The sequence below is a fragment of the Pseudomonas helvetica genome (genome assembly GCF_039908645.1).
Classification (GTDB): domain Bacteria; phylum Pseudomonadota; class Gammaproteobacteria; order Pseudomonadales; family Pseudomonadaceae; genus Aquipseudomonas; species Aquipseudomonas helvetica.
Genome location: NZ_CP150917.1, coordinates 5172347 through 5197402 on the forward strand (window position 1 = coordinate 5172347; position 25056 = coordinate 5197402).

Sequence of the window (25056 nt, forward strand, 5' to 3'; positions counted from 1 at the left end):
ATTACCCTTTAAGGGTAATTTGTATCTCAAGGTGCAAGGTCTCTTATGGAAAAGAACACACCACTGTGGCGAGGGAGCTTGCTCCCGCTGGGGTGCGAAGCGCCCCCAAAAAACTGTCGCCACACCTCATCAGGCATATCTTTACCACAAAGAACACGACTGCTTCGCAGCCGAGCGGGAGCAAGCTCCCTCGCCACAAGTTTCCTGGAGATTTACCTCAAGGTGACCTGCCGCCCAGGCAGTGGTCCTCCGGTAATCTCCTTCAAGGAGAGAGACACATGAAAACACGGCAATGCTTCAGCTGCGGTACCCAGGACGGGATGCAGCATTTCGACGGGCGAAGCTTCACCATCGACTTCAGACAGTTGACGCGTCAGGTGCACGATATTTCCGGATGGGAATGCCAAGCCTGTAGTGAAATCGAATTCGACGACGGCAGTGCAGAACGTTACTCCGATGCGAGTGATCAATTGCTCGAGGACTCCCGGCAGCTCATGGCAGCCGAGATGAAACGCATCCGCCGCAAACTGCACCTTACGCAAAAAGAGGCAGTGAAATTGCTGTCAGGCGGTGGGCACAATGCCTTTTCCCGCTACGAGCGTGGCGAAATCGCTCCTCCTCAGCCGCTGTTCATGCTGATGCGCCTGCTTGATCGTCACCCTCACCTGATGGCTGAAGTGCAATCACTGAATGAAGGTCAGGATCTGCGCCAACGGCTGGAAATGAGGGATCAAGAACACGAAGGTGTTACCCCGCCTTAAACCCCGGACAAAAATAAACCCGGAACAGGTCCGGGTTTATTTCACTGCCTGGCTTCGATCAATGCAGGATCTGGCTCAGGAACAGCTTGGTGCGTTCGTTCTGCGGATTGTCGAAGAAGTCGTTCGGCGCAGCCTGTTCGACGATTTCGCCCTTGTCCATGAAGATCACGCGGTTGGCCACGGTCCGTGCGAAGCCCATTTCGTGGGTCACGCAGAGCATGGTCATGCCGTCTTCGGCCAAACCAATCATGGTGTCCAGAACCTCTTTCACCATCTCTGGATCGAGTGCCGAAGTCGGTTCGTCGAACAGCATGATTTTCGGCTTCATGCACAGCGCGCGGGCAATCGCCACACGCTGTTGCTGACCACCGGACAATTGCCCCGGATACTTGTGCGCCTGCTCTGGAATGCGTACGCGTTCCAGGTAATGCATGGCAATTTCTTCCGCCTTGCGCTTGGGCATCTTGCGCACCCACATCGGTGCCAGCGTGCAGTTCTGCAGGATGGTCAGGTGCGGGAACAGGTTGAAGTGCTGGAACACCATGCCGACTTCGCGACGAATCGCTTCGATCTGTTTCAGGTCGTTGGTCAGCTCTACACCATCGACCACGATGCGGCCCTGCTGGTGCTCTTCCAGACGGTTGAGACAGCGAATGGTGGTCGACTTGCCCGAACCGGACGGCCCGCACAGAACGATACGCTCGCCTTGCTTGACGTTCAGGTTGATGTCTTTCAATACGTGGAACTGGCCGTACCACTTGTTCACGCCCTGCATCTGAATAATGCCTTCAGGGCTCACAGGCTGTTTGATCGCTTCACTCATCACAAAACTCCTAACGCTTGTGGCCAGTGTCCAGCTTGCGTTCCAAATGCATGGAATAGCGGGACATACCAAAACAGAAAATCCAGAACACCAGGGCCGCGAATACATAGCCTTCAGTGGCCATGCCCAGCCATTTCGGGTCGGCAGCGGCTTGCTTGACGCTGTTGAGCAAGTCGAACAGGCCGATGATGATCACCAGGCTCGTGTCCTTGAACAGCGCAATGAAGGTGTTGACGATGCCCGGAATCACCAGCTTCAGGGCTTGCGGCAGAATCACCAGGCCCATGCTACGCCAGTAACCGAGCCCCATCGCGGCTGCGGCTTCGTACTGACCTTTGGGAATCGCTTGCAGACCACCGCGCACCACTTCGGCCACGTAGGCCGACTGGAACAGGATCACCCCGATCAAGGCCCGCAGCAGCTTGTCGAAGTTCATGCCCTCTGGCAGGAACAACGGCAGCATCACCGAGGACATGAACAGCACCGTGATCAACGGCACGCCGCGCCAGAACTCGATGAAGGTCACGCAGACCACACGAATCGCCGGCATGTTCGAGCGACGCCCCAGCGCCAGCATGATCCCCAGCGGCAACGCACCGACAATACCGACCGTGGCGATCACCAGGGTCAGCATCAGGCCGCCCCATTGACTGGTTGCAACGTTGGTCAGGCCAAGAATGTCACCGTGCAGCAGGATGTAGGCAACGATCGGATAGAGCACCAGAAAGCTCAGCCCGTACACCGCTTTACGCGGGAAGCGCGAGATGAACAACGGTGCCACGCCAATGACCGCCAACCACACGGTCAGGTCGACACGCCAGCGCAGTTCAGGCGGGTAATACCCGTACATGAACTGGCCAAAACGCTGCTGAATGAACACCCAGCAAGCGCCTTCCTTGGTGCAGTCGGCGCGCGTGGTGCCCACCCAGTTGGCATCCAGAATCGCCCAGTGCAGGATCGGCGGCACTACCAGATAAATCAGGTAGAACGCGAACAGCGTGAGCAGCGTGTTGATCCAACTGGAAAACATGTGCTCGCGCATCCACGCCAAGATACCGATTCTGGTGCCTGGCGGTGGCATGTCAGGTTTGAAAATATGAGTCGTCATGCGCTTTTCCTCACCGCTCGATCAGCGCAATGCGCTTGTTGTACCAGTTCATCAGCAGGGAAATGCTGATACTGATCGCCAGGTACACGCTCATGGTGATGGCGATGACTTCGATCGCTTGCCCGGTCTGGTTCAGCACCGTGCCGGCAAACAGCGAAACCATTTCCGGGTAACCGATACCGGCGGCCAGCGAGGAGTTCTTCGCCAGGTTCAGGTATTGGCTGGTCAGCGGCGGAATGATCACCCGCAGGGCTTGCGGGATGATGACCTTGCGCAGGGTTGGGCCGTTGCGCAGCCCCAGCGAACGTGCCGCTTCGGTCTGACCGTGGCTGACCGAGTTGATCCCGGAACGCACGATCTCGGCGATGAACGCCGCGGTGTACACCGTCAGGGCCAGGGTCAGGGCCAGCAGTTCCGGAATCAGCACCCAGCCGCCGACAAAGTTGAAGCCTTGCAGCTTCGGCATTTCCCAATGCAGTGGCACACCGAAGATCAGCGCGCACAAGGCTGGAATCAGCAGAAACAGTGCCAGGCCGACCCAGAACTTGTGGAACGGCACGCCGGTCGCTTCAAAACGCTTGTTGGCCCAACGGCACATCAGCACGATGGCGACGATCGCCACTACGATGCTGATCACAAACGCCCAGAACCCGTTGGCCATCTGCGCGGCCGGCATGTTCAGGCCGCGGCTGCTGACAAAGAAGGTGTCGGCGAAGTTATGGCTATTGCGTGGCCCTGGCATGGTCAGGAACACCGCAAAGTACCAGAACAGGATTTGCAGCAGCGGCGGAATGTTACGGAAAGTCTCAACGTAAACTGTTGCCAGCTTGTTGATGATCCAGTTCTTCGACAGCCGTGCCACGCCAACGATGAACCCCAGAATCGTCGCCAGGATCACGCCGATAAAGGTCACCAGCAAGGTGTTGAGCAAGCCGATGACAAACACCCGGGCATAGCTGTCCGATTCGGTGTAGTCAATCAGGTGTTGCGCGATGCCGAACCCGGCGCTGCGCTCCAGAAAGCTGAAACCGGAGGTAATGCCCCGGTGTTGCAAGTTGGTTTGAGTGTTGTTGAACAGGTACCAACCCATCGAGATCACCGCGACAATCGTGATGATCTGAAACAGCCACGCACGCACTCGCGGATCGCTGAGGCTGAGCCTCTGCTTTGGTGCGCCGATTGAATTTTGCATGAAGTGCCCCAGAAATAATGGAACAGAACATCACCCGGTGGTTGGCCCACCGGGTGATAGAACCATCAGCGCACTGGTGGTGCGTATTGAATGCCGCCGTTGGTCCACAGCGCATTCAGGCCACGGTCGATTTCCAGCGGAGTGCTCTTGCCGAGGTTTTTCTCGAAGACTTCGCCGTAGTTACCGACCTGCTTGACGATTTTCACCACCCAGTCTTTCGGCAGCTTCAGATCTTTACCGTACTCACCGTCAGTGCCCAGCAGACGGGCAACGTCCGGGTTCTTGGTCGACTTGGCTTCAGCCTCGACGTTTTTCGAGGTGATACCGGCCTCTTCGGCGTTGAGCATGGCGTAGCCAACCCAACGAACAATCGCCAGCCACTCATCGTCGCCGTTACGTACGACTGGACCCAGAGGCTCTTTGGAGATGGTTTCCGGCAGAACTACGTAATCTTTAGGCGAAGCCAGTTTGCTGCGCTGTGCATACAACTGGGACTTGTCGGAGGTCAGCACGTCGCAACGACCGGATTCCAGCGACTTGGCGCTTTCATCGGAGGTGTCGAAAGTAATCGGGGTGTACTTCAGGCCGTTGGCACGGAAGTAGTCGGACACGTTCAGCTCGGTGGTGGTACCGGCTTGAATACAGATGGTCGCACCATCCAGTTCCTTGGCACTTTTCACGCCCAGCTTGCTGTTGGCCAGGAAGCCTACGCCGTCGTAATAAGTAATGAAGCCAGGAAACTTCAGGCCCATGCCCGCGTCACGGGAACTGGTCATGGTGGAGTTACGCGACAGCATGTCGATTTCGCCGGATTGAAGCGCGGTGAAACGCTCCTTGGCATTCAACTGGCTGAATTTCACCTTGGTCGCGTCGCCGAATACGGCAGCGGCAACGGCGCGGCAGTAATCAGCATCGATACCGACGATCTTGCCGGTGGAGTCCGGAACCGAAAAACCTGGCAAACCGTCGCTCACGCCACATTGCACAAAGCCTTTCTTCTGCACCGCATCCAGGGTTGCACCCGCCTGAGCGAACCCACTGACACCGAGTACTGCGGCCGCAGTCACGACTGCCAGGGTGGATTTCAACATCTTCATTCAAACCTCCAGTTTTGCTCTTGTTGTGTCGGAGCTTGAGTCCTGCCGCACCCTTATGAGGCGCTGTTAACCCGTGTTGGCATTTCTTTGGGTCAAGCGGCGTAAGACCTTAGCTATGAGTCTAGTAGGAGAAAATCCACATAATGGAAAACTCACTTCTCACCAATCGGCCGAACGGGCTGTAGCCCTTTTACGTTCGCGAAGCCCGTAGCGGCCACTGGCGAACATCCATCACCGGATTCTTGCTATCCCACAGCCGACAGTGACTGATAGTGTTACCGCCGTGGCTGAGAGCAATCACTTCGTCTTCCCCATAGCAAGGCCCGTACCATAGTTGTGGCTTAAGCGTTTCAGCCATGGATCAATAGAAAAACTTATAGAATCACGACATTTTATTAACCAACAAACCAGTCGCGCCCTATCTTCTCGCACTGCCCGGGAGTACGCGCACCACAATGGAGCAACCATGACCGAGCCCTTGATTCTTCAGCCCAGCAAGCCTGTCGATGCCTGCGTTATATGGCTGCACGGCCTGGGCGCCGACCGCTATGACTTCCTGCCGGTGGCCGAAGCCCTGCAGGAAAGCCTGTTGACCACCCGCTTCGTCCTGCCCCAGGCGCCAACCCGCGCAGTGACCATCAACGGTGGTTACGAGATGCCGAGCTGGTACGACATCAAGGCCATGAGCCCCGCCCGGAGCATCAATCACGAAGAGCTGGAGGTGTCGGCCCAAACCGTCATAACGCTGATCGAAGAGCAGCGAGCCAGCGGAATAGACGCCTCGCGGATATTTCTTGCAGGGTTTTCCCAAGGCGGCGCCGTCGTGCTGCACAGCGCTTTCCTGAAATGGCAGGGACCGCTGGGTGGCGTACTTGCCCTCTCTACCTATGCGCCGACATTCAGCGATGAACTGGAGCTTTCAGCCAGCCAACAGCGGATCCCGGTGCTGTGCCTGCATGGCCAATACGACGATGTCGTGCAGAACTCCATGGGACGCAGTGCGTACGAGCATTTGAAGACCCGTGGTGTCACCGCGACATGGCAGGAATACCCAATGGGTCACGAAGTGTTACCCGAAGAAATTCGTGATATTGGCGTCTGGCTCGCGGATCGCTTGCGCTAATACAGAAACTTCCTGTAGCTGTATGAGCAACACACTACGCCGCGCCGGTTTCTTGCATTACACTGGCCGGCGTACATTCCTTAACCAATTGATGAGATGACCGTGCTCAAAGCACTCAAGAAAATGTTCGGTAAAAGCGAGGCTGAGCAGCTCGCGCCCAGCTCCAGCGCACCTTCCCACACACCCAGCAGCCGCACCGACGGTCATCAGCCTGGCCGGACCGCAGCTGTCGCGGCACCGAAACATACGCCCGCGAACACACCGGCTGCCGAGCCTGTTGCGGAAAAACCGCGCAGCGAAACGCCAAAACCTGCGCAACCGCGCCGCGAACGTGCGCCGAAACCGCCCGTAGTCGCCTGGAAACTCGAAGATTTCGTCGTAGAGCCCCAGGAAGGCAAAACCCGCTTCCATGATTTCAAGTTGGCCCCGGAACTGATGCACGCCATCCAGGACCTGGGTTTCCCGTACTGCACACCGATCCAGGCGCAAGTATTGGGTTTTACCCTGGCCGGCAAAGACGCCATCGGTCGCGCCCAGACCGGCACCGGCAAAACCGCCGCATTCCTGATCTCGATCATCACCCAGCTGCTGCAAACCCCGCCGCCAAAAGAGCGCTACATGGGCGAGCCACGGGCGCTGATCATTGCACCGACCCGTGAACTGGTGGTGCAGATCGCCAAGGATGCGGCCGACCTGACCAAGTACACCGGTCTCAACGTCATGACCTTCGTTGGCGGCATGGACTTCGACAAGCAACTCAAGCACCTCGAAGCCCGCCACTGCGACATCCTCGTTGCGACCCCGGGCCGCCTGCTGGACTTCAACCAGCGCGGCGACGTGCACCTGGACATGGTCGAAGTGATGGTGCTCGACGAAGCCGACCGGATGCTCGACATGGGTTTCATCCCACAAGTGCGTCAGATCATTCGCCAGACCCCACCGAAAAGCGAACGTCAGACCCTGCTGTTCTCCGCCACCTTCACCGAAGACGTGATGAACCTGGCCAAGCAATGGACCACCGACCCGTCCATCGTTGAAATCGAATCCGAGAACGTTGCCAGCGAAAACGTCGAACAGCACATCTACGCCGTTGCCGGCGCCGATAAATACAAGCTGCTCTACAACCTGATCACCGACAACGGCTGGGAACGGGTGATGGTCTTCGCCAACCGCAAGGATGAAGTGCGGCGCATCGAAGAACGCCTGGTACGAGACGGCGTCAACGCGGCCCAACTGTCGGGTGACGTTCCGCAGCACAAGCGTATCAAGACCCTGGAAGGATTCCGCGAAGGCAAGATCCGCGTGCTGGTGGCCACCGATGTTGCCGGTCGCGGGATTCACATCGACGGTATCAGCCACGTGATCAACTTCACCCTGCCGGAAGTGCCAGACGATTACGTACACCGCATCGGTCGTACCGGTCGTGCTGGCGCCGAGGGCGTGTCCATCAGCTTTGCCGGTGAAGACGACTCCTACCAGCTACCGTCCATCGAGGCGTTGCTGGGTCGCAAGATCAGTTGTGAAACCCCGCCGACTCATCTGTTGCGAGCGGTTGAACGCAAACGCCCTTAAACTCGCGTCGCAACGACAAAGCGCAGCCGGAAACGGACTGCGCTTTTTTTGCGCCTGGATATTGCCAAACGGAACAATAAGTCCAGAATGGACAAATTAGTTTATTTGCGAATCCACGGAGCATCCGCATGCCCAGCACACCTTATGTGATCGCCAAACCCCAGGCCCGCGAACTGCTTGATCAAGTCGACGTGCCGAAGATCCTGCGCAAGCTGTTCCGCGATCTGGCCGCGGGTCAGGCCGTGCAACCGGCCCAGCAATGGGTGGAGTTTCCGCAAGGCGCCGGTGACTTCATCAACTACCTCGGGGTGTTGGCCGAAGACGGTGTGTACGGCGTGAAAACCTCGCCCTACATCGTGCGCCAGGACGGTCCGCTGGTGACCGCCTGGACGCTGCTGATGTCGATGCACACCGGCCAGCCGTTGCTGCTCTGCGATGCTGGTGAACTGACCACCGCGCGCACCGCCGCGACCACTGCTGTCGCCATTGATGCACTCGCCCCGCCGAACGCCAGGCATCTGGCAATCATCGGCAGCGGCCCGGTCGCCCAGGCTCACCTGCATTACGCGAGGAGCGTGCGGCAATGGCAAAGCATCAGCCTCTATTCGCCGAACCTGGCGAGCCGGGATCCGCACTTGCTCGCACAACTGACGGCCATCGACTCACGCTTGAAGGTGTTCGATAGCCGCGAAGTCGCGATCCAGGACGCCGATGTGATCATGCTCTGCACCTCCTCTGCCGGCCCCGTCATCGACCCACGGACCCTGAGCAAACCGACACTGATTACCTCCATCAGTACCAACGCGGTGCGCGCCCACGAGGTGCCACCTGCAGCGCTCAGCGAGATGCAGGTCTATTGCGACTATCGCCTGACCACTCCGGACTCCGCCGGCGAAATGCTGATTGCCAGTGAACAGCATGGCTGGGACAAAAGTGCGATTGCGGGCGACCTGGCCGAACTGCTGAGCGAACAGACGCCACGTCCGGCTTATGATCGCCATGTATTCTTCCGTTCCATCGGTCTGGGTCTGGAAGACATCGCTCTGGCCAATGCCCTTTACCATTTGCTGAAGTAACACCCCCCCTTTGGCTGCTCCTACAGGGGCATCTATACCATTGGCATTTACGCCCATCAGGAGACGTTCATGACCCAGGCAGACTTCATCATCATCGGCGGTGGTATCGCCGGTGCTTCCAGCGGTTTTTGGCTGTCACGACACGGTCGGGTAATCGTGCTCGAACGCGAATCCCACCCGGCCTATCACTCCACCGGGCGTTCGGCCGCTTTGTACACCGCCGCTTACGGTACGCCGCAAGTGCGCGCACTGACCCAGGCCAGCCGGGACTTCTTCGATGCGCCGCCTGCCGGTTTTTGCGAACACCCGCTGCTGACCCCGCGTGGAGAGATGACGGTCGACTTCACTGGCGACCCGAACGAGTTGAACAATCAGTACCTGAGCGCCAAGGCGACCGTGCCGCAAATGCAACTGCTCAGCGCCGACGAAGCTTGTGCCCGCATCCCGATCCTGCGTCGCGAGAAGGTTCACGGAGCGATCTACGACCCAACCGCCACGGACATCGACACCGATGCCCTGCATCAAGGCTACCTGCGCGGCATCCGCCGCAACCAGGGCGAAGTGCACACCGATAGCGAAGTGCTGAGCCTGACGCGCGATGCCGACAATCTCTGGCACGTGAAAACCGCCCAGCAGACTTTCAGCGCACCGATCATCATCAATGCGGCCGGCGCCTGGGCCGACCAACTCGGTGAGATGGCCGGCGCCAAACCTCTGGGCCTGGTCCCCAAACGTCGTGCAGCCTTCATCTTCGCCGGCCCCGAAGGTGTGGATATCCACGACTGGCCGATGCTGGTCAGCCTCGACGAATCGTTCTACATGAAGCCCGATGCCGGAATGTTCCTCGGTTCGCCGGCCAATGCCGACCCGGTCGAGCCGCATGACGTGCAGCCTGAAGAGCTGGACATCGCCATGGGCATTTACCAGATCGAAGAAGCCACCACCCTGACCATCCGTCGACCAACCCGCACCTGGGCGGGTTTACGCAGTTTTGTCGGCGACGGTGATCTGATCAGCGGCTTCGATCCGCATGTACCGGGGCTATTCTGGGTCGCTGCGCAGGGCGGTTACGGCATTCAAACCTCGCCCGCCATGGGCCAGGCCAGTGCCGCGTTGGTTCGCGGCGAAGCCTTGCCGGAAGAGCTCAGTCGCTTTGGCCTCAGCGCCGCGATGCTCTCGCCTTCCCGCCTTGGCTGAACCTGCCTGCGGGGTGACGTCTGCCCCCGATTACGGCAAACTCCCAGCGCCCTTTTTCTACAGGGCGCTGATTGCCTGGAGCAACACCCATGACCCCACCTCTTCAAGATCCCGCACTGGATAACTACCGGGCGATCGCCGACGCCATTGCCACGCTGTTTTTCCCCCACGCCGAGGTGGTGCTGCACGACCTGCGCACGCAGAAAATCGACTACATCGCCAACAACCTGTCCAAACGTGAAGTCGGTGACGATGCAGCACTGGAAGACATGCTCAGCGAAGAAGTCAGCGAGCGGAATATCGGACCGTACGAAAAGCTCAATTGGGATGGGCAAAAAATCCGCAGCCTCAGCAGCGTGCTGCGCGACAGCGAAGGGCGTCCGATTGCCGTGCTGTGCATCAACCTGAATATCTCGCTGTTTGAAAACGCCAAGGCGGCGCTGGATCTGTTTCTCTCACCGAGTAAATTGATCCCACAACCTGACGCACTGTTTCGCGACGACTGGCAGGAGCGCATCAACACCTTCCTGCATAACTGGCTGCGAGAGCGACAATTGGGTCTGAATATGCTGACACGCGAGCACAAACGCGAGCTGGTGTTGGCGTTGCACGCCGAAGGCGCCTTCAAAGGCAAAAGCGCTTCCAACTATGTGGCCAACGTGCTGAACATGGGACGGGCGACGGTGTACAAGCATTTGAAAGAGTTGAAAGGCTGAGATTAGCCATGTGGCGAGGGAGCTTGCTCCCGCTCGGCTGCGAAGCAGTCGTGAAGCCGGCAAACGCTTTGTACCTGACAAAGCGCACTGCCTGAGTTCAGGGCCGCTTCGCGCCCCAGCGGGAGCAAGCTCCCTCGCCACAGATCAATCAATCGCCGTAGATATCCGATTTGAAGTACTTGGCTTCAATCTTCTGGTATTCGCCATTGGCGCGAATCCCATCGATGGCATTGTTCAGTTGGCTAACCAATTCGGTGTTGCCCTTGCGCACCGCAATCCCGGCGCCCTCACCCACATATTTCGGATCCTTGAGCTCCGGCCCGACAAAGGCGTAGCCCTTGCCGCGTGGCATCGACAGGAAGTCGCTCAGCGGAATGGTATCGGCGAAAATGGCATCCAGACGCCCGGCGGCCAGGTCCATGTAGATCTCTTCATTGTTGCTCTAGCGCGCCACCTTGATGCCCTTGGGCTCGAAGACTTCCGTGGCGTAACGGTCGGTGGTGGTTGCCCGTTGCACACCAATGGTCTTGCCCTTGAGGCTTGCGTACTGGTCATCAACCACCGCACCGTCTTTCATCACCAGCCGCGATGAGGTGAAGTAGTACTTGTGGGTGAAATCCACCGACTTTTTACGGTCTTCGTTAATGGTCATGGACGACAGCGCAGCGTCGATTTTCTTCACCTTGAGCGAAGGAATCAAACCATCGAACTCGCCCTCGACCCACTCGCACTTGACCTTCATCTGGGCGCACAACGCGTTGCCGATGTCGTAGTCGAAACCGATGATTTTTCCATCCGAAGTCTTGGAGGCAAACGGCGGATAGGCCGCTTCGATACCAATGCGCAGGGTTTTCTCGGCGGCAAACAGACTGCTGCACGCCAACAGGCTCAGGGCCAGGCCACCGATCAGGGGGAGCTTCTTCATGTTCGTTTTCTCGCGGGTTGTTGTTGGTTTGGCAAGACAGAAGAAAGTGAAACGGGAAACGCCTTTTTTGTACTTATAATTCCATACTGGACTTTTATGTATTTTCCGTCAATCGGGCGTGCGCAGTTCTTTGCGCCTCGGTCGGGCAGTGAATCAGAGAGAGTTTGGGCGCGTCTGTTGGCCTCATCGCGGGCAAGCCTTGCTCCTACGGTTTTATGTCGTTCGCGAATACGCGGTCGACTCAACACCTGTAGGAGCGGGGGGACGCCTAGTTCTTGCCCGCGATGACGTACTCAAGAGCGCTGAGGGACTACTTCTTCCAGCGATCAGCCGCCGCATGATCACTGTCGCGCCCTTCCACCCAGCGCGGGCCGTCGTTGGTGGTTTCTTTTTTCCAGAACGGTGCGCGGGTTTTCAGGTAGTCCATGACAAAGGCGCAGGCGTCGAATGCCGCCTGGCGATGGGCACTCGCCGCACCGACGAAGACGATCGGCTCGCCCGGCTCCAATGCGCCGACGCGATGCAGCACTTCCAGTTTGAGCAACGGCCAGCGTTGCTCGGCCTCGACGACAATCTTGCCGAGGGCCTTTTCGGTCATGCCCGGGTAGTGCTCAAGAAACATCCCGGCCACATCGAGCCCATCGTTGAAGTCGCGGACATAACCGACAAAACTCACCACCGCACCGACACCGACATTCGCCGCATGCATCGCATTGACTTCAGCACCAGGGTCAAACGCCGTGGACTGCACGCGAATCGCCATCGATCAGCCTCCGGTAACGGTGGGGAAAAACGCCACTTCATCACCATCAACGAGCGGTTCGTCGAGCTGGCACAAGTCTTCATTACGCGCGCACATCAGGTTCTGCTCGCTCAGCACCTCGGCGCCCTCGCGTTGCGCCAGCAGCAAACGCACATCGTCGACCGAAGCGAAATCACCTTCGACGCTCAACGAATCAACACCCAGTGCCTCGCGGTAACGGGCAAAAAACTTCACGGTCAGCTTCATTGATCGGCCACCTGATAGTGCCCGCTCTTACCGCCGAGCTTCTCCAGCAGGCGCACGGTTTCGATGACCATGCCACGGTCCACGGCCTTGCACATGTCGTAGATCGTCAGAGCAGCGACACTGGCCGCGGTCAGTGCTTCCATTTCAACCCCGGTCTGTCCGGACAGTTTGCAGCGGGCGACGATGCGCACCGCATCGAGGCCTTCGGCACTCAGTTCGACCTTGACGCTGGTGAGCATCAGCGGATGGCACAGCGGGATCAAATCGGAGGTTTTCTTCGCCGCCTGAATACCGGCAATGCGCGCCACGGCAAACACGTCACCTTTGGGGTGACCACCGCTGACAATCATTTGCAGGGTTTCAGGGAGCATACGCACAAGCGCTTCGGCCGTGGCTTCACGGAACGTCACGGCTTTTTCGGTGACGTCGACCATATTGGCGCGACCTTGGGAATCGAGATGAGTCAGCACAGCCTTACTCCTGATCAGGAGCACCGATTGTAAACCCGTGGGTCAATTTTTCGCGAGTTTGATTGTTGAATCGATACGCCCCTGTAGGAGCAAGGCTTGCCCGCGATGAACGATGACGCGTTACATCTGACAGACCGCGTCGTCGGTATCGCGGGCAAGCCTTGCTCCTACAGGAGGGGATGGTCGTCGGGCATAAAAAACCGGGCGGCTTTGGGGCCGCCCGGTTCTGGTGGGACATTTACAAATGCGATTCGGCGTATTCGGCCAGAATCGAACGTGGCACCCCTTGCAGGGTGATGTGCACCCCGTTAGGGAAGTCCTTGAAGCGTTCAGTCAGGTAAGTCAGCCCGGAGCTGGTCGCGGACAGGTAAGGGGTGTCGATCTGCGCCAGGTTGCCCAGGCACACCACTTTGGAACCGGCGCCGGCACGGGTGATGATGGTTTTCATCTGGTGCGGCGTGAGGTTCTGGCATTCGTCGATCAGGATCAGGCTTTGCTGGAAGCTGCGGCCCCGGATGTAGTTGAGGGATTTGAACTGCAACGGCACTTTGCTGAGGATGTAGTCGACGCTGCCATGGGTGCTTTCGTCATCCATGTGCAAGGCTTCGAGGTTATCGGTGATGGCGCCCAGCCAAGGCTCCATTTTTTCTGCTTCGGTGCCCGGCAGGAAACCGATCTCCTGGTCCAGCCCCTGCACGCTACGGGTGGCGATGATGCGCCGGTAGCGCTTGCTGACCATGGTCTGCTCGATTGCCGCAGCCAGCGCCAGGATGGTTTTACCCGAACCCGCAGCACCCGACAGGTTGACCAGGTGAATGTCCGGGTCGAGCAAGGCGTACAGCGCCAGGCTCTGATAGATGTCGCGTGGTTTCAGGCCCCAGGCTTCCTGGTGCAACAGGGGTTCCTGATGCAGGTCGAGGATCAGCAGCTTATCGACCTGGATTTCCTTGATCCAGCCGACAAATCCCTGTTCGTCGATGATGAACTCGTTGATATGCACGGCCGGCAGGTTGTCGATCAGTTGCACCTGGTGCCAGGTGCGGCCATGGTCCTGACGGGTTTCGACCTTGCTCACACGGTCCCAGAACGAGCCCGTCATGTTGTGATACCCGTTGGGCAGCAACGACACGTCGTCAACCAACTGGTCAGTGCTGTAGTCCTCGGCCGCAATCCCGCAGGCCCGGGCCTTGAGGCGCATGTTGATGTCTTTGGTCACCAGCACCACGCGCAGTTCCTTGTCCCGCGCGTGCAGGTCGATCAACTGGTTGATGATGATGTTGTCGTTCAGGTGTTCGGGCAGAACGATGTTCGGCTCGGTACGCTTGCTCATCAGAATCGACAGCAAACCCTTGGGCCCGCTTTTTCCGCGCTGGATCGGTACACCCTGTTCAACGTCTTCGGGAGAGGCGTCGCCCAGTGTGTTGTCGATCAGCCGAATGGCCTGACGACATTCGGCCGCAACGCTGTGATGGCCGCTCTTGAGCTTGTCCAGCTCTTCAAGGACGGTCATCGGGATGGCAACGTGGTGTTCTTCGAAGTTCAGGAGCGCGTTTGGATCGTGGATCAATACGTTGGTATCGAGTACATAAAGGATTGGCAGGTTGGAGGGGCTACGTCCGTGATCATCCATACTCGGTCACCTTTGTGGGAGCCAGTCGACGCAATACCATGACAGTGCTGCGCCTCGAAGTGGCCACCGAATTCACCTGTCGTACTGAAATGAACTGCACGACTCAAGTGAACTGCACACACGGGGTCTTGGAAGACGCCACCTGTGTTGCAGGTTTCGGCGGTCTGTCTTCGTAATACTCCAAAACCCATGACAGAAAAAAGCACTTTGACGCTTTTTTGAAGTTTATTTTTCAGAGTGACGAAAAGCCCTTGGCGCGCCGCGCCGGCACCGTTAAAGTCGGAAGTCCGTCTGTATCGAAATCCCTTCTGAAATCCCCCCTGCCCCACTGTTTACTGGGTTCCGCGTTTCAGCGAAAAGCCTCCTGACAATCTTCCCAGCCGATCCCGCTTTGCGCGGTGTGCATCAGCAGCCAGGGCATTGCCGTTTTCACCACGTCCTGTTTGGCGTTGAAATTGATCACCCCGTGGCGCCACAGCAGCATCAATGTCAGCACCCGCTGTGCGCTCTGCTCAGCCGTGAGCTGCCGACTGCCGTCCGCAGGATCGATGTCCCACAGCGCAACCTGCACCCCCTGAGCCTTGAAGAAACCCTGCGCATCGGCGCGACGCTGGCCGTTCGGCGGGCGGAACAACGGCACGAAGTTTTCTGGCAGTTTGCTCTTCACCAGTTCGACGCTGCGAGTCACTGAGTACTGCCAATCCTGCCAATGGCTGTGGGAGCGGAACTCCCAGCCCTGCACCCCGATGCATTGCTTTGAGTACAACGTTTGCAGCTCGGCCACCGAATGCTGTGCCAAGCGGTTCTGGATATCGCTGCCTAGCACAAAGAAGGTCCCGCTCAGGTTAGCCTTGCGCAGGTACTCGGCCAGCCACGCAGTGTTGTCCGGCGCGAGGTTGGCGGCGCTATCGAAACTCAGCACAAACAGCCGATCGTTGAGTTCATCGCCGTTACGCTCGTAGTCGCCAAACAGTTCGACTTCGCTGCTGGTCTGTGGAAACAGAGCGGCCTTGCGCAATTGTTCGTCCAGATAGCGCTCGTGAAAATGCCGGCTCGGCTCGGCCCAGCGGGCGTAATAGGACTCTTCGCCGAGTTCGAACTTGGCGGCCTGCTCGCGCAGGGTGTCCATGTCTTCGACCAGAAAACAGAAGGACGCATCCTGATCACAGCTCTGCTGGGCAAAGTTATAGTTGGCAAGCAAACGCTTCCACATACGCGCGCGTAGCGTGTTGATCGACTCGAGGTTGATCATGCGCAACCCCAGGCGCTGCTTTAAAGCAGCTTCATCCAGCGCTTCACTGGCGAGCAAGGCCCGGGCGAAGGTGAGAATTTCCGCGCGTGAGGCGACATCGAACAGGGTCGGGCTGCCCAGTTGCTCCGGCCAGGTGCTGCGGTCCAGCGTGGCAGGGTCGTTGGGCGCGGCATAGGCACTCACGCTGAACAACCAGGCACAAAACAGTAAAGCGATACGCAAAGGGATGTCTCCATAACAAAACCCGCGCGGCACTATAGCTGATCTTGCGACCCTCCCTGCTGCGCCTGCGTACCCAATGTGGCGAGGGAGCTTGCTCCCGCTCGATCGCGAAGCGGTCGCAAAGCCAGCGACCACGATTTGCCTGACATGATGAAGTTGCAAACTTCAGGGCCGCTTCGCAGCCCAACGGGAGCAAGCTCCCTCGCCACAAAGGACTCGACACCACCGATCAGCTATCACTTCCATAGCTGGAGTCAACCGGGACAACCCCCTAGAATCCCCGCACGATTAAAGGAGACGACTTCATGCTGATGGTGATTTCCCCCGCCAAGACCCTCGATTACGAAACACCGCCGGCCACCCAGCGTTTCACTCAACCGCAATACCTGGACCATTCCCAGGAGCTGATCCTGCAATTGCGCGAGCTGAGCCCGGCACAGATCAGCGAGTTGATGCACGTTTCCGACAAGATCGGCGGCCTCAACGCTGCACGCTTCGGCAGCTGGACCCCGGCGTTTACGCCAGCCAATGCCAAGCAGGCGCTGCTGGCGTTCAAGGGTGACGTGTACACCGGCATGAATGCCCAGACCTTCAGCGAAGCCGATTTCGACTACGCCCAGCAACACTTGCGCATGCTCTCGGGCCTCTACGGCCTGCTGCGCCCGCTGGACCTGATGCAACCGTATCGGCTGGAGATGGGCACCAAACTGGCCAATGCCCGCGGCAAGGACCTGTATGCCTTCTGGGGCACGCAAATCAGCGAATGGCTGAACGAAGCCCTGGCCGAGCAAGGCGATGACGTGCTGCTCAACCTGGCCTCCAACGAGTACTTCTCGGCGGTCAAACGCAGCGCCTTGAACGCCCGGATCATCAACACCGAGTTCAAGGACCTGAAGAACGGCCAGTACAAGATCATCAGCTTCTACGCGAAGAAAGCCCGCGGGATGATGAGCCGTTTCGTGATCCAGGAACGCATCAACGACCCGGCTGCGCTCAAGCAATTTGACGTGCAGGGTTACCGTTACAGCGCCGAACAGTCGAAACCCGACAACCTGGTTTTCCTGCGCGACCACGCCCCCGAATAAAGCATCACGATGGCGCACGACATTGATCAATGTGCGTGCGCCGAAACGTGGTTTCCCCCTACATCTCCCCCGCCTAATTCGTCATTTTTCTGGCGCCAAAAACACATCAATTCCATTTATGAAATTTCTTTCACTCGACAAGCGTGAATTTTTTCAGTAGTGGCACGCATTTTTTTCAAGCGTAGTGGCAAAAAACTATTCACGTTAATTAACTCCCCATTAATAAAGGTCGAAACGGCAAGTGCTATCAATATGAGAGCAGTGCCATCTTTTGCAATATTTCAGGAAATTTCAAAAATCGGGATAAGCCGCCATGAACTATCTGAAAATACACAGCTCATACCACCGGTAACGATTATCTCTGAGCGTGTACGAGATAACTTACACAGCGTGCAGGCCCTATCGCCAAGTTGTCATGTTCAACTTTGCTTTCAGGCCACTTATTTGCAATAACAGGAGATAACGCACCATTACTATCCCCTACAAGGCCAAGGCTGCCCCCCTGTAAACGTGCTCACCTGAGCACCTGAGTGCTTGATATTGCTGGCTTTATGCCAACTTTCAAGTACCACCAGCCTTTTGCACCACGGTATTCAAAAGAAATGCCGGCTGCAGTTCAGGGCACGCCTTCACTATCAGGCCAAGTTTCGCACACCTTGAGTGCACTTATTTAGACACTCGGAATTGAGTATGCCTGCACACGGTACTGTGGCGCCTGCCGTCCACACTTCCGAGTGCACTTCGACCGCTGAACACTATTAACTTCGCGCCTTTAATGGCGTGATCAATACAGAGGTAATTGCGATGCGCATCAGCATATTTGGTTTGGGTTACGTCGGCGCAGTCTGTGCCGGTTGCCTGTCTGCACGAGGCCACGACGTGGTTGGCGTGGACATTTCCAAAGACAAGATCGACCTGATCAATGCCGGTAAATCTCCGATCGTTGAACCGGGTCTGGGCGAGCTGCTGACCCAGGGCATTCATACCGGTCGTCTGCGCGGCACCACCAACTTCGCAGAAGCCATCCGTGACACCGACCTGTCGATGATCTGCGTCGGTACACCGAGCAAGAAGAACGGCGATCTGGAACTCAACTACATCGAATCGGTGTGCCGCGAGATCGGCTTTGTCCTGCGTGACAAAACCACCCGCCACACCATCGTGGTCCGCAGCACCGTGTTGCCGGGCACCGTGAAAAACGTGGTGATTCCGATCCTCGAAGACTGCTCGGGCAAAAAGGCCGGCGTCGATTTCGGCGTTGCCGTGAACCCTGAGTTCCTGCGTGAAAGCACCGCGATCAAGGACTACGACCTGCCACCGATGACGGTCATCGGTGAGTTCGACAAGGCCAGCGGTGACGTTCTGCAATCGCTGTACGAAGAGCTCGACGCGCCGATCATCCGCAAGGACATCGAAGTCGCCGAGATGATCAAGTACACCTGCAACGTCTGGCATGCCACCAAAGTGACCTTCGCCAACGAGATCGGCAACATCGCCAAAGCGGTCGGCGTCGATGGTCGCGAAGTGATGGAAGTGGTCTGCCAGGACAAGACCCTCAACCTGTCCCAGTACTACATGCGCCCGGGCTTCGCATTTGGTGGCTCGTGCCTGCCGAAGGACGTGCGCGCCCTGACCTACCGCGCAAGCTCCCTGGACATCGAAGCGCCGCTGCTCAACTCGCTGATGCGCAGTAACGAATCCCAGGTGCAGAACGCCTTTGACATCGTTTCCAGCCACGACAAACGCAAAGTCGCCCTGCTCGGCCTGAGCTTCAAGGCCGGCACCGATGACCTGCGCGAAAGCCCGCTGGTGGAGCTGGCGGAAATGCTGATCGGCAAGGGTTACGACCTGAGCATCTACGACAGCAACGTCGAATACGCCCGCGTCCACGGTGCGAACAAGGATTACATCGAGTCGAAGATTCCTCACGTCTCGTCCTTGCTCAACTCGGACTTCGACTCGGTGATCGACAACTCCGACGTGATCATCCTCGGCAACCGCGACGAGAAGTTCCGCGCCCTGGCCGAGACCGCGCCGCACGGCAAGCAAGTGGTCGACCTGGTCGGCTTCATGTCCAAAGCCACCAGCGTCAGTGGCCGCACCGAAGGTATCTGCTGGTAACCGCCGTTCCCCGTAGGCGCTGGTTCTGCCAGCGCCTACGACTGCTCATCGCCGAAACACAATGGATGCAGATTATGCACAGGCTAAAGCACCGCCTACTTCAGGCTGCCGGTTGGCTGTTTTACCTCAGTTTATTGATGGGCATCGCCATGGCGCTGCCTGTGAGCACTTTCGACTCGCAGTCCAAGGACTTCATTTTCCTGATTGGCGCCGTTGGTATCTGGCGCTATTCGATGGGTGCCACGCACTTTCTGCGCGGCATGCTGTTTCTCTACGTGGTCTACCCGCACCTGCGGCGCAAAGTGCGCAAGCTCGGCAAGACGGCAGACCCGTCCCACGTGTTTTTGATGGTCACCAGTTTTCGTATCGACGCGCTGACCACCGCCCAGGTCTACAGCTCGGTGATTCGCGAAGCGATCGAGTGCGAGCTTCCGACCACCGTGGTCTGCTCGATCGTGGAAATGTCCGATGAGCTGTTGGTGAAAAGCCTCTGGGCCAAAATGAACCCGCCGGACCGGGTCAAGCTCGACTTCGTGCGCATCCCCGGCACCGGCAAACGCGATGGCCTGGCCTTCGGTTTCCGCGCCATCTCGCGCCACCTGCCGGACGACCGCGCGGTCGTGGCGGTGATCGATGGCGACACCGTGCTTGCCGAAGGCGTAGTACGTAAAACCGTGCCGTGGTTCCAGCTGTTCGGCAATGTCGGCGGCCTGACCACCAACGAGTTTTGCGAAGTGCGCGGCGGCTACATCATGAGCGAATGGCACAAGCTGCGCTTCGCCCAGCGTCACATCAACATGTGCTCGATGGCCCTGTCCAAGCGCGTGCTGACCATGACCGGGCGCATGTCGGTATTTCGCGCCAGCGTGGTCACCGACCCGGACTTCATCGCCGACGTCGAAAGCGACTCGCTGCAACACTGGCGCCTGGGCCGTTTCAAGTTTCTCACCGGCGACGACAAGTCCAGCTGGTTCAGCCTGATGCGCCTGGGTTACGACACCTTCTACGTGCCTGACGCTGCGATCAACACCGTTGAACACCCGCCGGAAAAGAGCTTCATCAAGGCCAGCCGCAAGCTGATGTTCCGCTGGTACGGCAACAATCTGCGGCAGAACTCCCGGGCACTGGGCCTGGGGATGAAACGCCTGGGCCTGTTCACCTCGGTGGTGCTGTTCGACCAACGCGTGTCGATGTGGACCTCGCTGCTGGGCCTGACCGTGGCACTGATCGCCAGCTTCAAATACGGCACTGCGTTCATCCTCGTGTACCTGCTGTGGATCGGCATCACCCGCCTGATCCTGACTCTGTTGCTCTCCTGCTCGGGACACAAGATCGGCCCGGCCTACCCGGCGATTCTTTATTACAACCAGATCGTTGGCGCGCTGGTGAAGATCTACGTGTTCTTCCGCCTCGACCAACAGTCCTGGACCCGTCAGGACACCAAATTGACCCGTGATCTGGCCAGCTTTCAACGTTGGTTCAACACCTGGTCGTCTCGGACCATGACCTTCTCCGCCGGCAGCATCTTCGTCGCCGTGCTGCTGTTGATGGTCTGACCTGCCTTGCCTGAATTAACGAGGAAATACCCCCTATGAATACCGCCGCGAACATCAACGTAGTGCATGAATCCGAAGCCCAACGCCAACACGCCCGGGTGAAAATCCCGGCCAAGTTGCGCTTCTTCGGACCCGACCGTACGCCTGTGGACGCACGCCTCATCGACCTGTCCGCCGGTGGCCTGAGCTTCAATGCCGGCCAAGTACTGCTCAAGGTCGGGGATGTGCACAAGGGCCGACTGCAATTCTTGATCGACAACCTCGGCCTGGCCATGGACGTCGAGATACAGATTCGCTCGTTCGACCGCCAGACCGGCCGCACCGGTTGCCAGTTCCAGAACCTCGAACCGCAGGACATCTCGACCCTGCGCCACCTGATCACGTCGCACCTGTCCGGTGACATCGTGACCATGGGCGACGTGCTGGCGACCCTGCAACGCGACAACTTCACCAAGGCGCGCAAGCTCAAGGACGGTGGCCACGGCATGAGCGCTTTCGGGCGCTTGCGGGCAGTGACCTTCAGCCTGGGGATTTTCGTCGTCGGCCTCGCAGCGTTCGGCTTCGTTTTCAAATCGGTGTACGGCATGTACTTCGTCAGCCACGCCCAGGCCGGTCTGGTCAGTGTTTCCGGCATGAACGTCACCATGCCTCGCGATGGCACCGTACAAAGCCTGATCAAGACCGATGGCGTTGCGGCCAAGGGCGCGCCACTGGCGACGTTCAGTACCAGCATGCTCGACGTGCTCAAGGGTCATCTGGACGAAAACCAGTTGCAGCCGGCCAAGGTTGAAGAGCTGTTCGGCAAGCAGATGACCGGCACCCTCACCTCGCCGTGCGATTGCACCGTGGCCCAACAAATGGTCGCCGACGGTCAGTACGCCAGCAAAGGCGACGTGATCTTCAAACTGGTGCCGCAGGGCAGCCAGGCCAGTGTCGAAGCACGCTTCTCCTATCGCCAGTTCGCTGACGTGCGTCCGGGTACGAAAGTGAGCTTCCAGATCGCCGGCGAAGACGCTACGCGCACCGGCACCATCGTCAGCAGCACCAGCCTGAAAAGCGAAGACCTGTCGTCCGACATCCGCGTGCAGATCAAGCCTGACGCGCCACTGGACAGCACCTTCGCCGGTCGCCCGGCAGAAGTCAGCAGCAACCGCGGCCCGTCCTTGAACTGGCTGATCGACAAAGCCATGGCCGCGGGTCTTTAAGCGGAGGACATGCCTGTGACCACTCCACCTATCCTCAGAACACCGCGCTCCCACATGGGAACACTGTGCGCAGTCGCTCTTGCGGTGAGCCTGGCCGGTTGCGCCGGCCTGCCCGACCAGCGTCTGGCCAATGAAGCCCTGAAGCGCGGCGACACTGCGCTCGCGCAGCAGAACTACAAACAACTGGCCGACCTGGGTTACAGCGAAGCACAGGTCGGGCTGGCCGATATCCAGGTGGAAAGCCGCAACCCGGCGCAGATCAAAGCCGCCGAAGCCACCTACCGCGCCGCCGCCGATACCTCGCCGCGAGCACAAGCGCGCCTGGGTCGTCTGCTGGTGGCCAAACCGGGATCGACCGAAGCCGAGCAACACGAGGCCGAAGGCCTGCTGAAGAAAGCCTTTGCCAATGGCGAAGGCAACACCCTGATCCCATTGGCCATGCTGTACCTGCAATATCCCCACAGCTTCCCGAACATCAACGCCCAGCAGCAGATCAACCAATGGCGCGCCGCCCGCTATCCGGAAGCCGGTCTGGCGCAAGTGCTGCTGTATCGCACGCAAGGCACTTACGACCAGCACCTGGATGACGTCGAACGCATCTGCAAAGCGTCGCTGAACACCACCGACATCTGCTACGTCGAGCTGGCCACGGTCTATCAGAAACGTGCCCAACCGGAACTACAGGCGCAACTGCTCAAGCAACTGCAAGCCGGTTACAGCCTTGGCAAAGTTTCCGCCCAACGCATGGACAGCGTGGCCCGCGTGCTCGGCGATGCCAGCCTTGGCAAACCGGACGAAAAAACCGCGCAAGCCATGCTCGAGCAAATCGCCCCCGGCTACCCGGCGTCCTGGGTCAGCCTGGCGCAGTTGCTCTACGACTTCCCCGAACTGGGTGACGTCGCCAAGATGATGGAATACCTCGAAAACGGCCGAGCCGCCGATCAGCCGCGCGCCGAACTGTTGCTGGGCAAACTCTACTACGAAGGCAAGTGGGTGCCGGCCGACGCCAAGGTCGCCGAAGCACATTTCCAGAAAGCCGTGGGCAAGGAAGTCGCCGCCGATTACTACCTCGGCCAGATCTACCGCCGTGGCTACCTGGGCAAGGTCTATTCGCAAAAAGCCCTGGACCACTTGCTGACCGCTGCGCGCAACGGCCAGAACAGTGCCGACTTCGCCATCGCCCAGTTGTTTTCCCAAGGCAAGGGCACCAAGCCCAACCCGCTCAACGCCTATGTCTTCAGCCAGTTGGCCAAGACACAAAACACCCCGCAAGCCACTGAGCTGGCGCAAACACTCGAAACCCAATTGCCGCCTGCGCAGCTGGCCGAGGCCCAACGTCTGTTGAAACAGGAACAGGCCACACGTGGCGCCTCGAGCCATAGCACGTTGCAAGTCGAGGCCCTGCAAGAAAAAGACGGCGAGGAATCTCTATGAAGCTCAATCCATTCGTTCAAGCCGGAATCGGCCTGACCTTCGCCCTGTTGTGGTCCTGCCCGACATTGGCCGCGATGACTGACACCAAGAACTACGGCCTGGAAGTGAAAGTCACTGGCCAGTCCGAAGACGACAGCGACCTTGGCACCAAGCCCGGCGGCGACGTCAACGGCGTTGCCCTGGACCTGCGTCCATGGGTCTACGGTGAAAGCGGCAACTGGAGCGCCTACGCGATGGGCCAGGCGGTGACTGCGACCGACATCATCGAAACCGACACCTTGCAGTCCGATACGCAAGGCGCCCAGAGCAGCGGCAACAACGGTCGCCAGAGCAAGAAAAACTACCTGGCGATGCGTGAGTTCTGGATCGGTTACAGCGGCCTGACGCCCTACCCCGGCGAGCAGCTGAAACTCGGTCGCCAACGCCTGCGCAACGACGACGGCCAATGGCGCGACACCAACATCGAAGCGCTGAACTGGACCTTCGACACCACCCTGTTGCGCGCCAACGTCGGTGTCGCCGAACGCTTCAGCGAGTACCGCACCGACCTCACCGAATTGGCGCCCAAGGACAAGGATCGCCTGCACGTGTTCGGCGATATCGCAACCCAATGGACGCCTGGTCAATGGGTCGGGCTGCGTGCCCATCACACCCATGATGACGGCAAGCTCGACTTCCCGACACCCGGCGAAGCCCCTGACTCGCTCGCCAAGAAACAAAACGGCGACCTGAGCTGGCTCGGCGTGGAAGCCAACAGCGATGCCTACAACTGGCGCAACACCAACACCGTCAACTACTGGGCCAGCCTCACCGGCATGAGCGGCAACCGTGACACCGTGAATCCATTGAATGCCGATGGCAGCCGCCCGATCGATGCCTCGAAAAACGGCGACGTCAGCGGCTGGGCCACCGACCTCGGCGTGCGTCTGCGCCTCGATCCGCAATGGCAAGTCGGCGCGGCCTACGCCCGTGCCAGCGCCGATTACGAGCAAAACGGTTTACAGAGTAACCGCTCGAACTACACCGGTACGCGCTCGCGGGTTCACCGCTTTGGCGAGGCCTTCCGTAGCGACATGAACAACATGCAGAGCGCCACGCTGTTCGGCTCCTGGATGCTGCAGGACGATTACGACGCCAGCCTGGTCTACCACAAGTTCTGGCGCGTCGACGGCAACAAGCCGGTCGGCAGCAACGGCATCAACGCCGTCGAGAACAACTACGACGACGTCACCGGCGCGCTGCTGTCCAGCACCTCGTTGCCGCTGGTGGATGGCAAGACCGACCTCGGCCAGGAAGTGGATCTGGTGGTCACCAAGTACTTCAAGCAAGGCCTGCTGCCGGCCGGTTTGAGTCAGTCAATCGATGAGCCCTCGGCGCTGGTGCGCTTTCGTGGCGGTGTGTTCAAGCCGGGCGATGCCTACGGCAAACAGGTCGACTCGTACATGCACCGTGCGTTCATCGACGTGATCTGGCGCTTCTGAT

General features: G+C 58.7%; 21 protein-coding genes and 1 pseudogene. 12 read left to right on the forward strand and 10 right to left on the reverse strand.

Annotated elements, in window-relative coordinates; all coding sequences use genetic code 11:
- The first annotated feature begins 278 nt into the window (after positions 1 to 278).
- On the forward strand, positions 279 to 761 hold the full coding sequence (locus AABM55_RS23945; protein ID WP_347927939.1) for a type II toxin-antitoxin system MqsA family antitoxin: 483 nt from the start codon (positions 279 to 281) through the stop codon (positions 759 to 761).
- Between the two features lie 58 nt (positions 762 to 819).
- Here AABM55_RS23945 and AABM55_RS23950 read toward each other — a convergent pair whose 3' ends face one another.
- From AABM55_RS23950 to AABM55_RS23965, 4 genes are all read right to left on the reverse strand, one after another.
- A complete protein-coding gene (locus tag AABM55_RS23950; RefSeq protein WP_008053474.1) occupies positions 820 to 1584 on the reverse strand; it encodes an amino acid ABC transporter ATP-binding protein in 765 nt (254 codons plus the stop codon).
- A 10-nt stretch (positions 1585 to 1594) separates the two neighbouring features.
- The gene (locus AABM55_RS23955; protein WP_347927940.1) at positions 1595 to 2692 is read right to left on the reverse strand and encodes an amino acid ABC transporter permease; all 1098 of its coding nucleotides are present in this window, start codon (positions 2690 to 2692) and stop codon (positions 1595 to 1597) included.
- Positions 2693 to 2702: 10 nt separating this feature from the next.
- A complete protein-coding gene (locus AABM55_RS23960; protein ID WP_054593891.1) occupies positions 2703 to 3884 on the reverse strand; it encodes an amino acid ABC transporter permease in 1182 nt (393 codons plus the stop codon).
- A 65-nt stretch (positions 3885 to 3949) separates the two neighbouring features.
- Positions 3950 to 4981 (reverse strand): amino acid ABC transporter substrate-binding protein, encoded by a 1032-nt coding sequence (locus AABM55_RS23965; RefSeq protein WP_019691964.1) that lies wholly within the window; start codon positions 4979 to 4981, stop codon positions 3950 to 3952.
- 466 nt (positions 4982 to 5447) lie between these two features.
- On the opposite strand from AABM55_RS23965, the gene AABM55_RS23970 reads away from it, so the two are divergent.
- The 5 genes from AABM55_RS23970 to AABM55_RS23990 all read left to right on the forward strand — a co-directional run bounded on the left by AABM55_RS23970 (position 5448) and on the right by AABM55_RS23990 (position 10665).
- Complete coding sequence (locus AABM55_RS23970; RefSeq protein WP_347927941.1) at positions 5448 to 6104, forward strand: alpha/beta hydrolase; 657 nt, start codon at positions 5448 to 5450, stop codon at positions 6102 to 6104.
- Between the two features lie 96 nt (positions 6105 to 6200).
- On the forward strand, positions 6201 to 7676 hold the full coding sequence (gene rhlB, locus AABM55_RS23975; RefSeq protein WP_347927942.1) for an ATP-dependent RNA helicase RhlB: 1476 nt from the start codon (positions 6201 to 6203) through the stop codon (positions 7674 to 7676).
- A gap of 128 nt (positions 7677 to 7804) precedes the next feature.
- Positions 7805 to 8752, forward strand: a complete 948-nt coding sequence (locus tag AABM55_RS23980) for an ornithine cyclodeaminase family protein (protein ID WP_347927943.1) — start codon at positions 7805 to 7807, stop codon at positions 8750 to 8752.
- Between the two features lie 69 nt (positions 8753 to 8821).
- On the forward strand, positions 8822 to 9949 hold the full coding sequence (locus tag AABM55_RS23985; RefSeq protein WP_347927944.1) for an FAD-binding oxidoreductase: 1128 nt from the start codon (positions 8822 to 8824) through the stop codon (positions 9947 to 9949).
- An 89-nt stretch (positions 9950 to 10038) separates the two neighbouring features.
- Positions 10039 to 10665: a transcriptional regulator gene (locus tag AABM55_RS23990; protein WP_103315713.1), complete on the forward strand. Its 627-nt coding sequence runs from the start codon at positions 10039 to 10041 to the stop codon at positions 10663 to 10665.
- A gap of 148 nt (positions 10666 to 10813) precedes the next feature.
- Here AABM55_RS23990 and AABM55_RS23995 read toward each other — a convergent pair.
- The 6 genes and pseudogenes from AABM55_RS23995 to AABM55_RS24020 form a co-directional block, all read right to left on the reverse strand.
- Positions 10814 to 11590, reverse strand: a pseudogene (locus AABM55_RS23995) (ABC transporter substrate-binding protein).
- A gap of 310 nt (positions 11591 to 11900) precedes the next feature.
- On the reverse strand, positions 11901 to 12353 hold the full coding sequence (gene moaE, locus AABM55_RS24000) for a molybdopterin synthase catalytic subunit MoaE (protein WP_103315715.1): 453 nt from the start codon (positions 12351 to 12353) through the stop codon (positions 11901 to 11903).
- 3 nt (positions 12354 to 12356) lie between these two features.
- Positions 12357 to 12599: a MoaD/ThiS family protein gene (locus AABM55_RS24005; RefSeq protein ID WP_347927945.1), complete on the reverse strand. Its 243-nt coding sequence runs from the start codon at positions 12597 to 12599 to the stop codon at positions 12357 to 12359.
- On the reverse strand, positions 12596 to 13069 hold the full coding sequence (gene moaC, locus AABM55_RS24010; RefSeq protein WP_054593900.1) for a cyclic pyranopterin monophosphate synthase MoaC: 474 nt from the start codon (positions 13067 to 13069) through the stop codon (positions 12596 to 12598). The genes AABM55_RS24005 and moaC overlap by 4 nt, the downstream gene beginning before the upstream one ends.
- 238 nt (positions 13070 to 13307) lie before the next feature.
- On the reverse strand, positions 13308 to 14699 hold the full coding sequence (locus AABM55_RS24015; RefSeq protein ID WP_054593901.1) for a PhoH family protein: 1392 nt from the start codon (positions 14697 to 14699) through the stop codon (positions 13308 to 13310).
- A 349-nt stretch (positions 14700 to 15048) separates the two neighbouring features.
- The gene (locus AABM55_RS24020; protein ID WP_347927946.1) at positions 15049 to 16173 is read right to left on the reverse strand and encodes a polysaccharide deacetylase family protein; all 1125 of its coding nucleotides are present in this window, start codon (positions 16171 to 16173) and stop codon (positions 15049 to 15051) included.
- A gap of 305 nt (positions 16174 to 16478) precedes the next feature.
- Here AABM55_RS24020 and yaaA point away from each other — a divergent pair, with 305 nt between their 5' ends.
- From yaaA to AABM55_RS24050, 6 genes are all read left to right on the forward strand, one after another.
- The gene (gene yaaA / locus AABM55_RS24025) at positions 16479 to 17258 is read left to right on the forward strand and encodes a peroxide stress protein YaaA (RefSeq protein ID WP_054593903.1); all 780 of its coding nucleotides are present in this window, start codon (positions 16479 to 16481) and stop codon (positions 17256 to 17258) included.
- An 804-nt stretch (positions 17259 to 18062) separates the two neighbouring features.
- Positions 18063 to 19379, forward strand: coding sequence for a nucleotide sugar dehydrogenase (locus AABM55_RS24030; protein WP_054593904.1), 1317 nt, complete (start codon positions 18063 to 18065; stop codon positions 19377 to 19379).
- A gap of 74 nt (positions 19380 to 19453) precedes the next feature.
- Complete coding sequence (alg8, locus tag AABM55_RS24035) at positions 19454 to 20935, forward strand: mannuronan synthase (protein WP_162491268.1); 1482 nt, start codon at positions 19454 to 19456, stop codon at positions 20933 to 20935.
- Between the two features lie 35 nt (positions 20936 to 20970).
- The gene (locus tag AABM55_RS24040) at positions 20971 to 22140 is read left to right on the forward strand and encodes an alginate biosynthesis protein Alg44 (protein ID WP_054593906.1); all 1170 of its coding nucleotides are present in this window, start codon (positions 20971 to 20973) and stop codon (positions 22138 to 22140) included.
- Between the two features lie 9 nt (positions 22141 to 22149).
- Positions 22150 to 23574 carry an alginate biosynthesis TPR repeat lipoprotein AlgK gene (gene algK / locus AABM55_RS24045; RefSeq protein WP_347927947.1) on the forward strand — a complete coding sequence of 475 codons (1425 nt, stop codon included), beginning with the start codon at positions 22150 to 22152 and terminating at the stop codon, positions 23572 to 23574.
- Complete coding sequence (locus tag AABM55_RS24050; protein WP_347927948.1) at positions 23571 to 25055, forward strand: alginate export family protein; 1485 nt, start codon at positions 23571 to 23573, stop codon at positions 25053 to 25055. The genes algK and AABM55_RS24050 overlap by 4 nt, the downstream gene beginning before the upstream one ends.
- Position 25056: the final 1 nt, after the last annotated feature.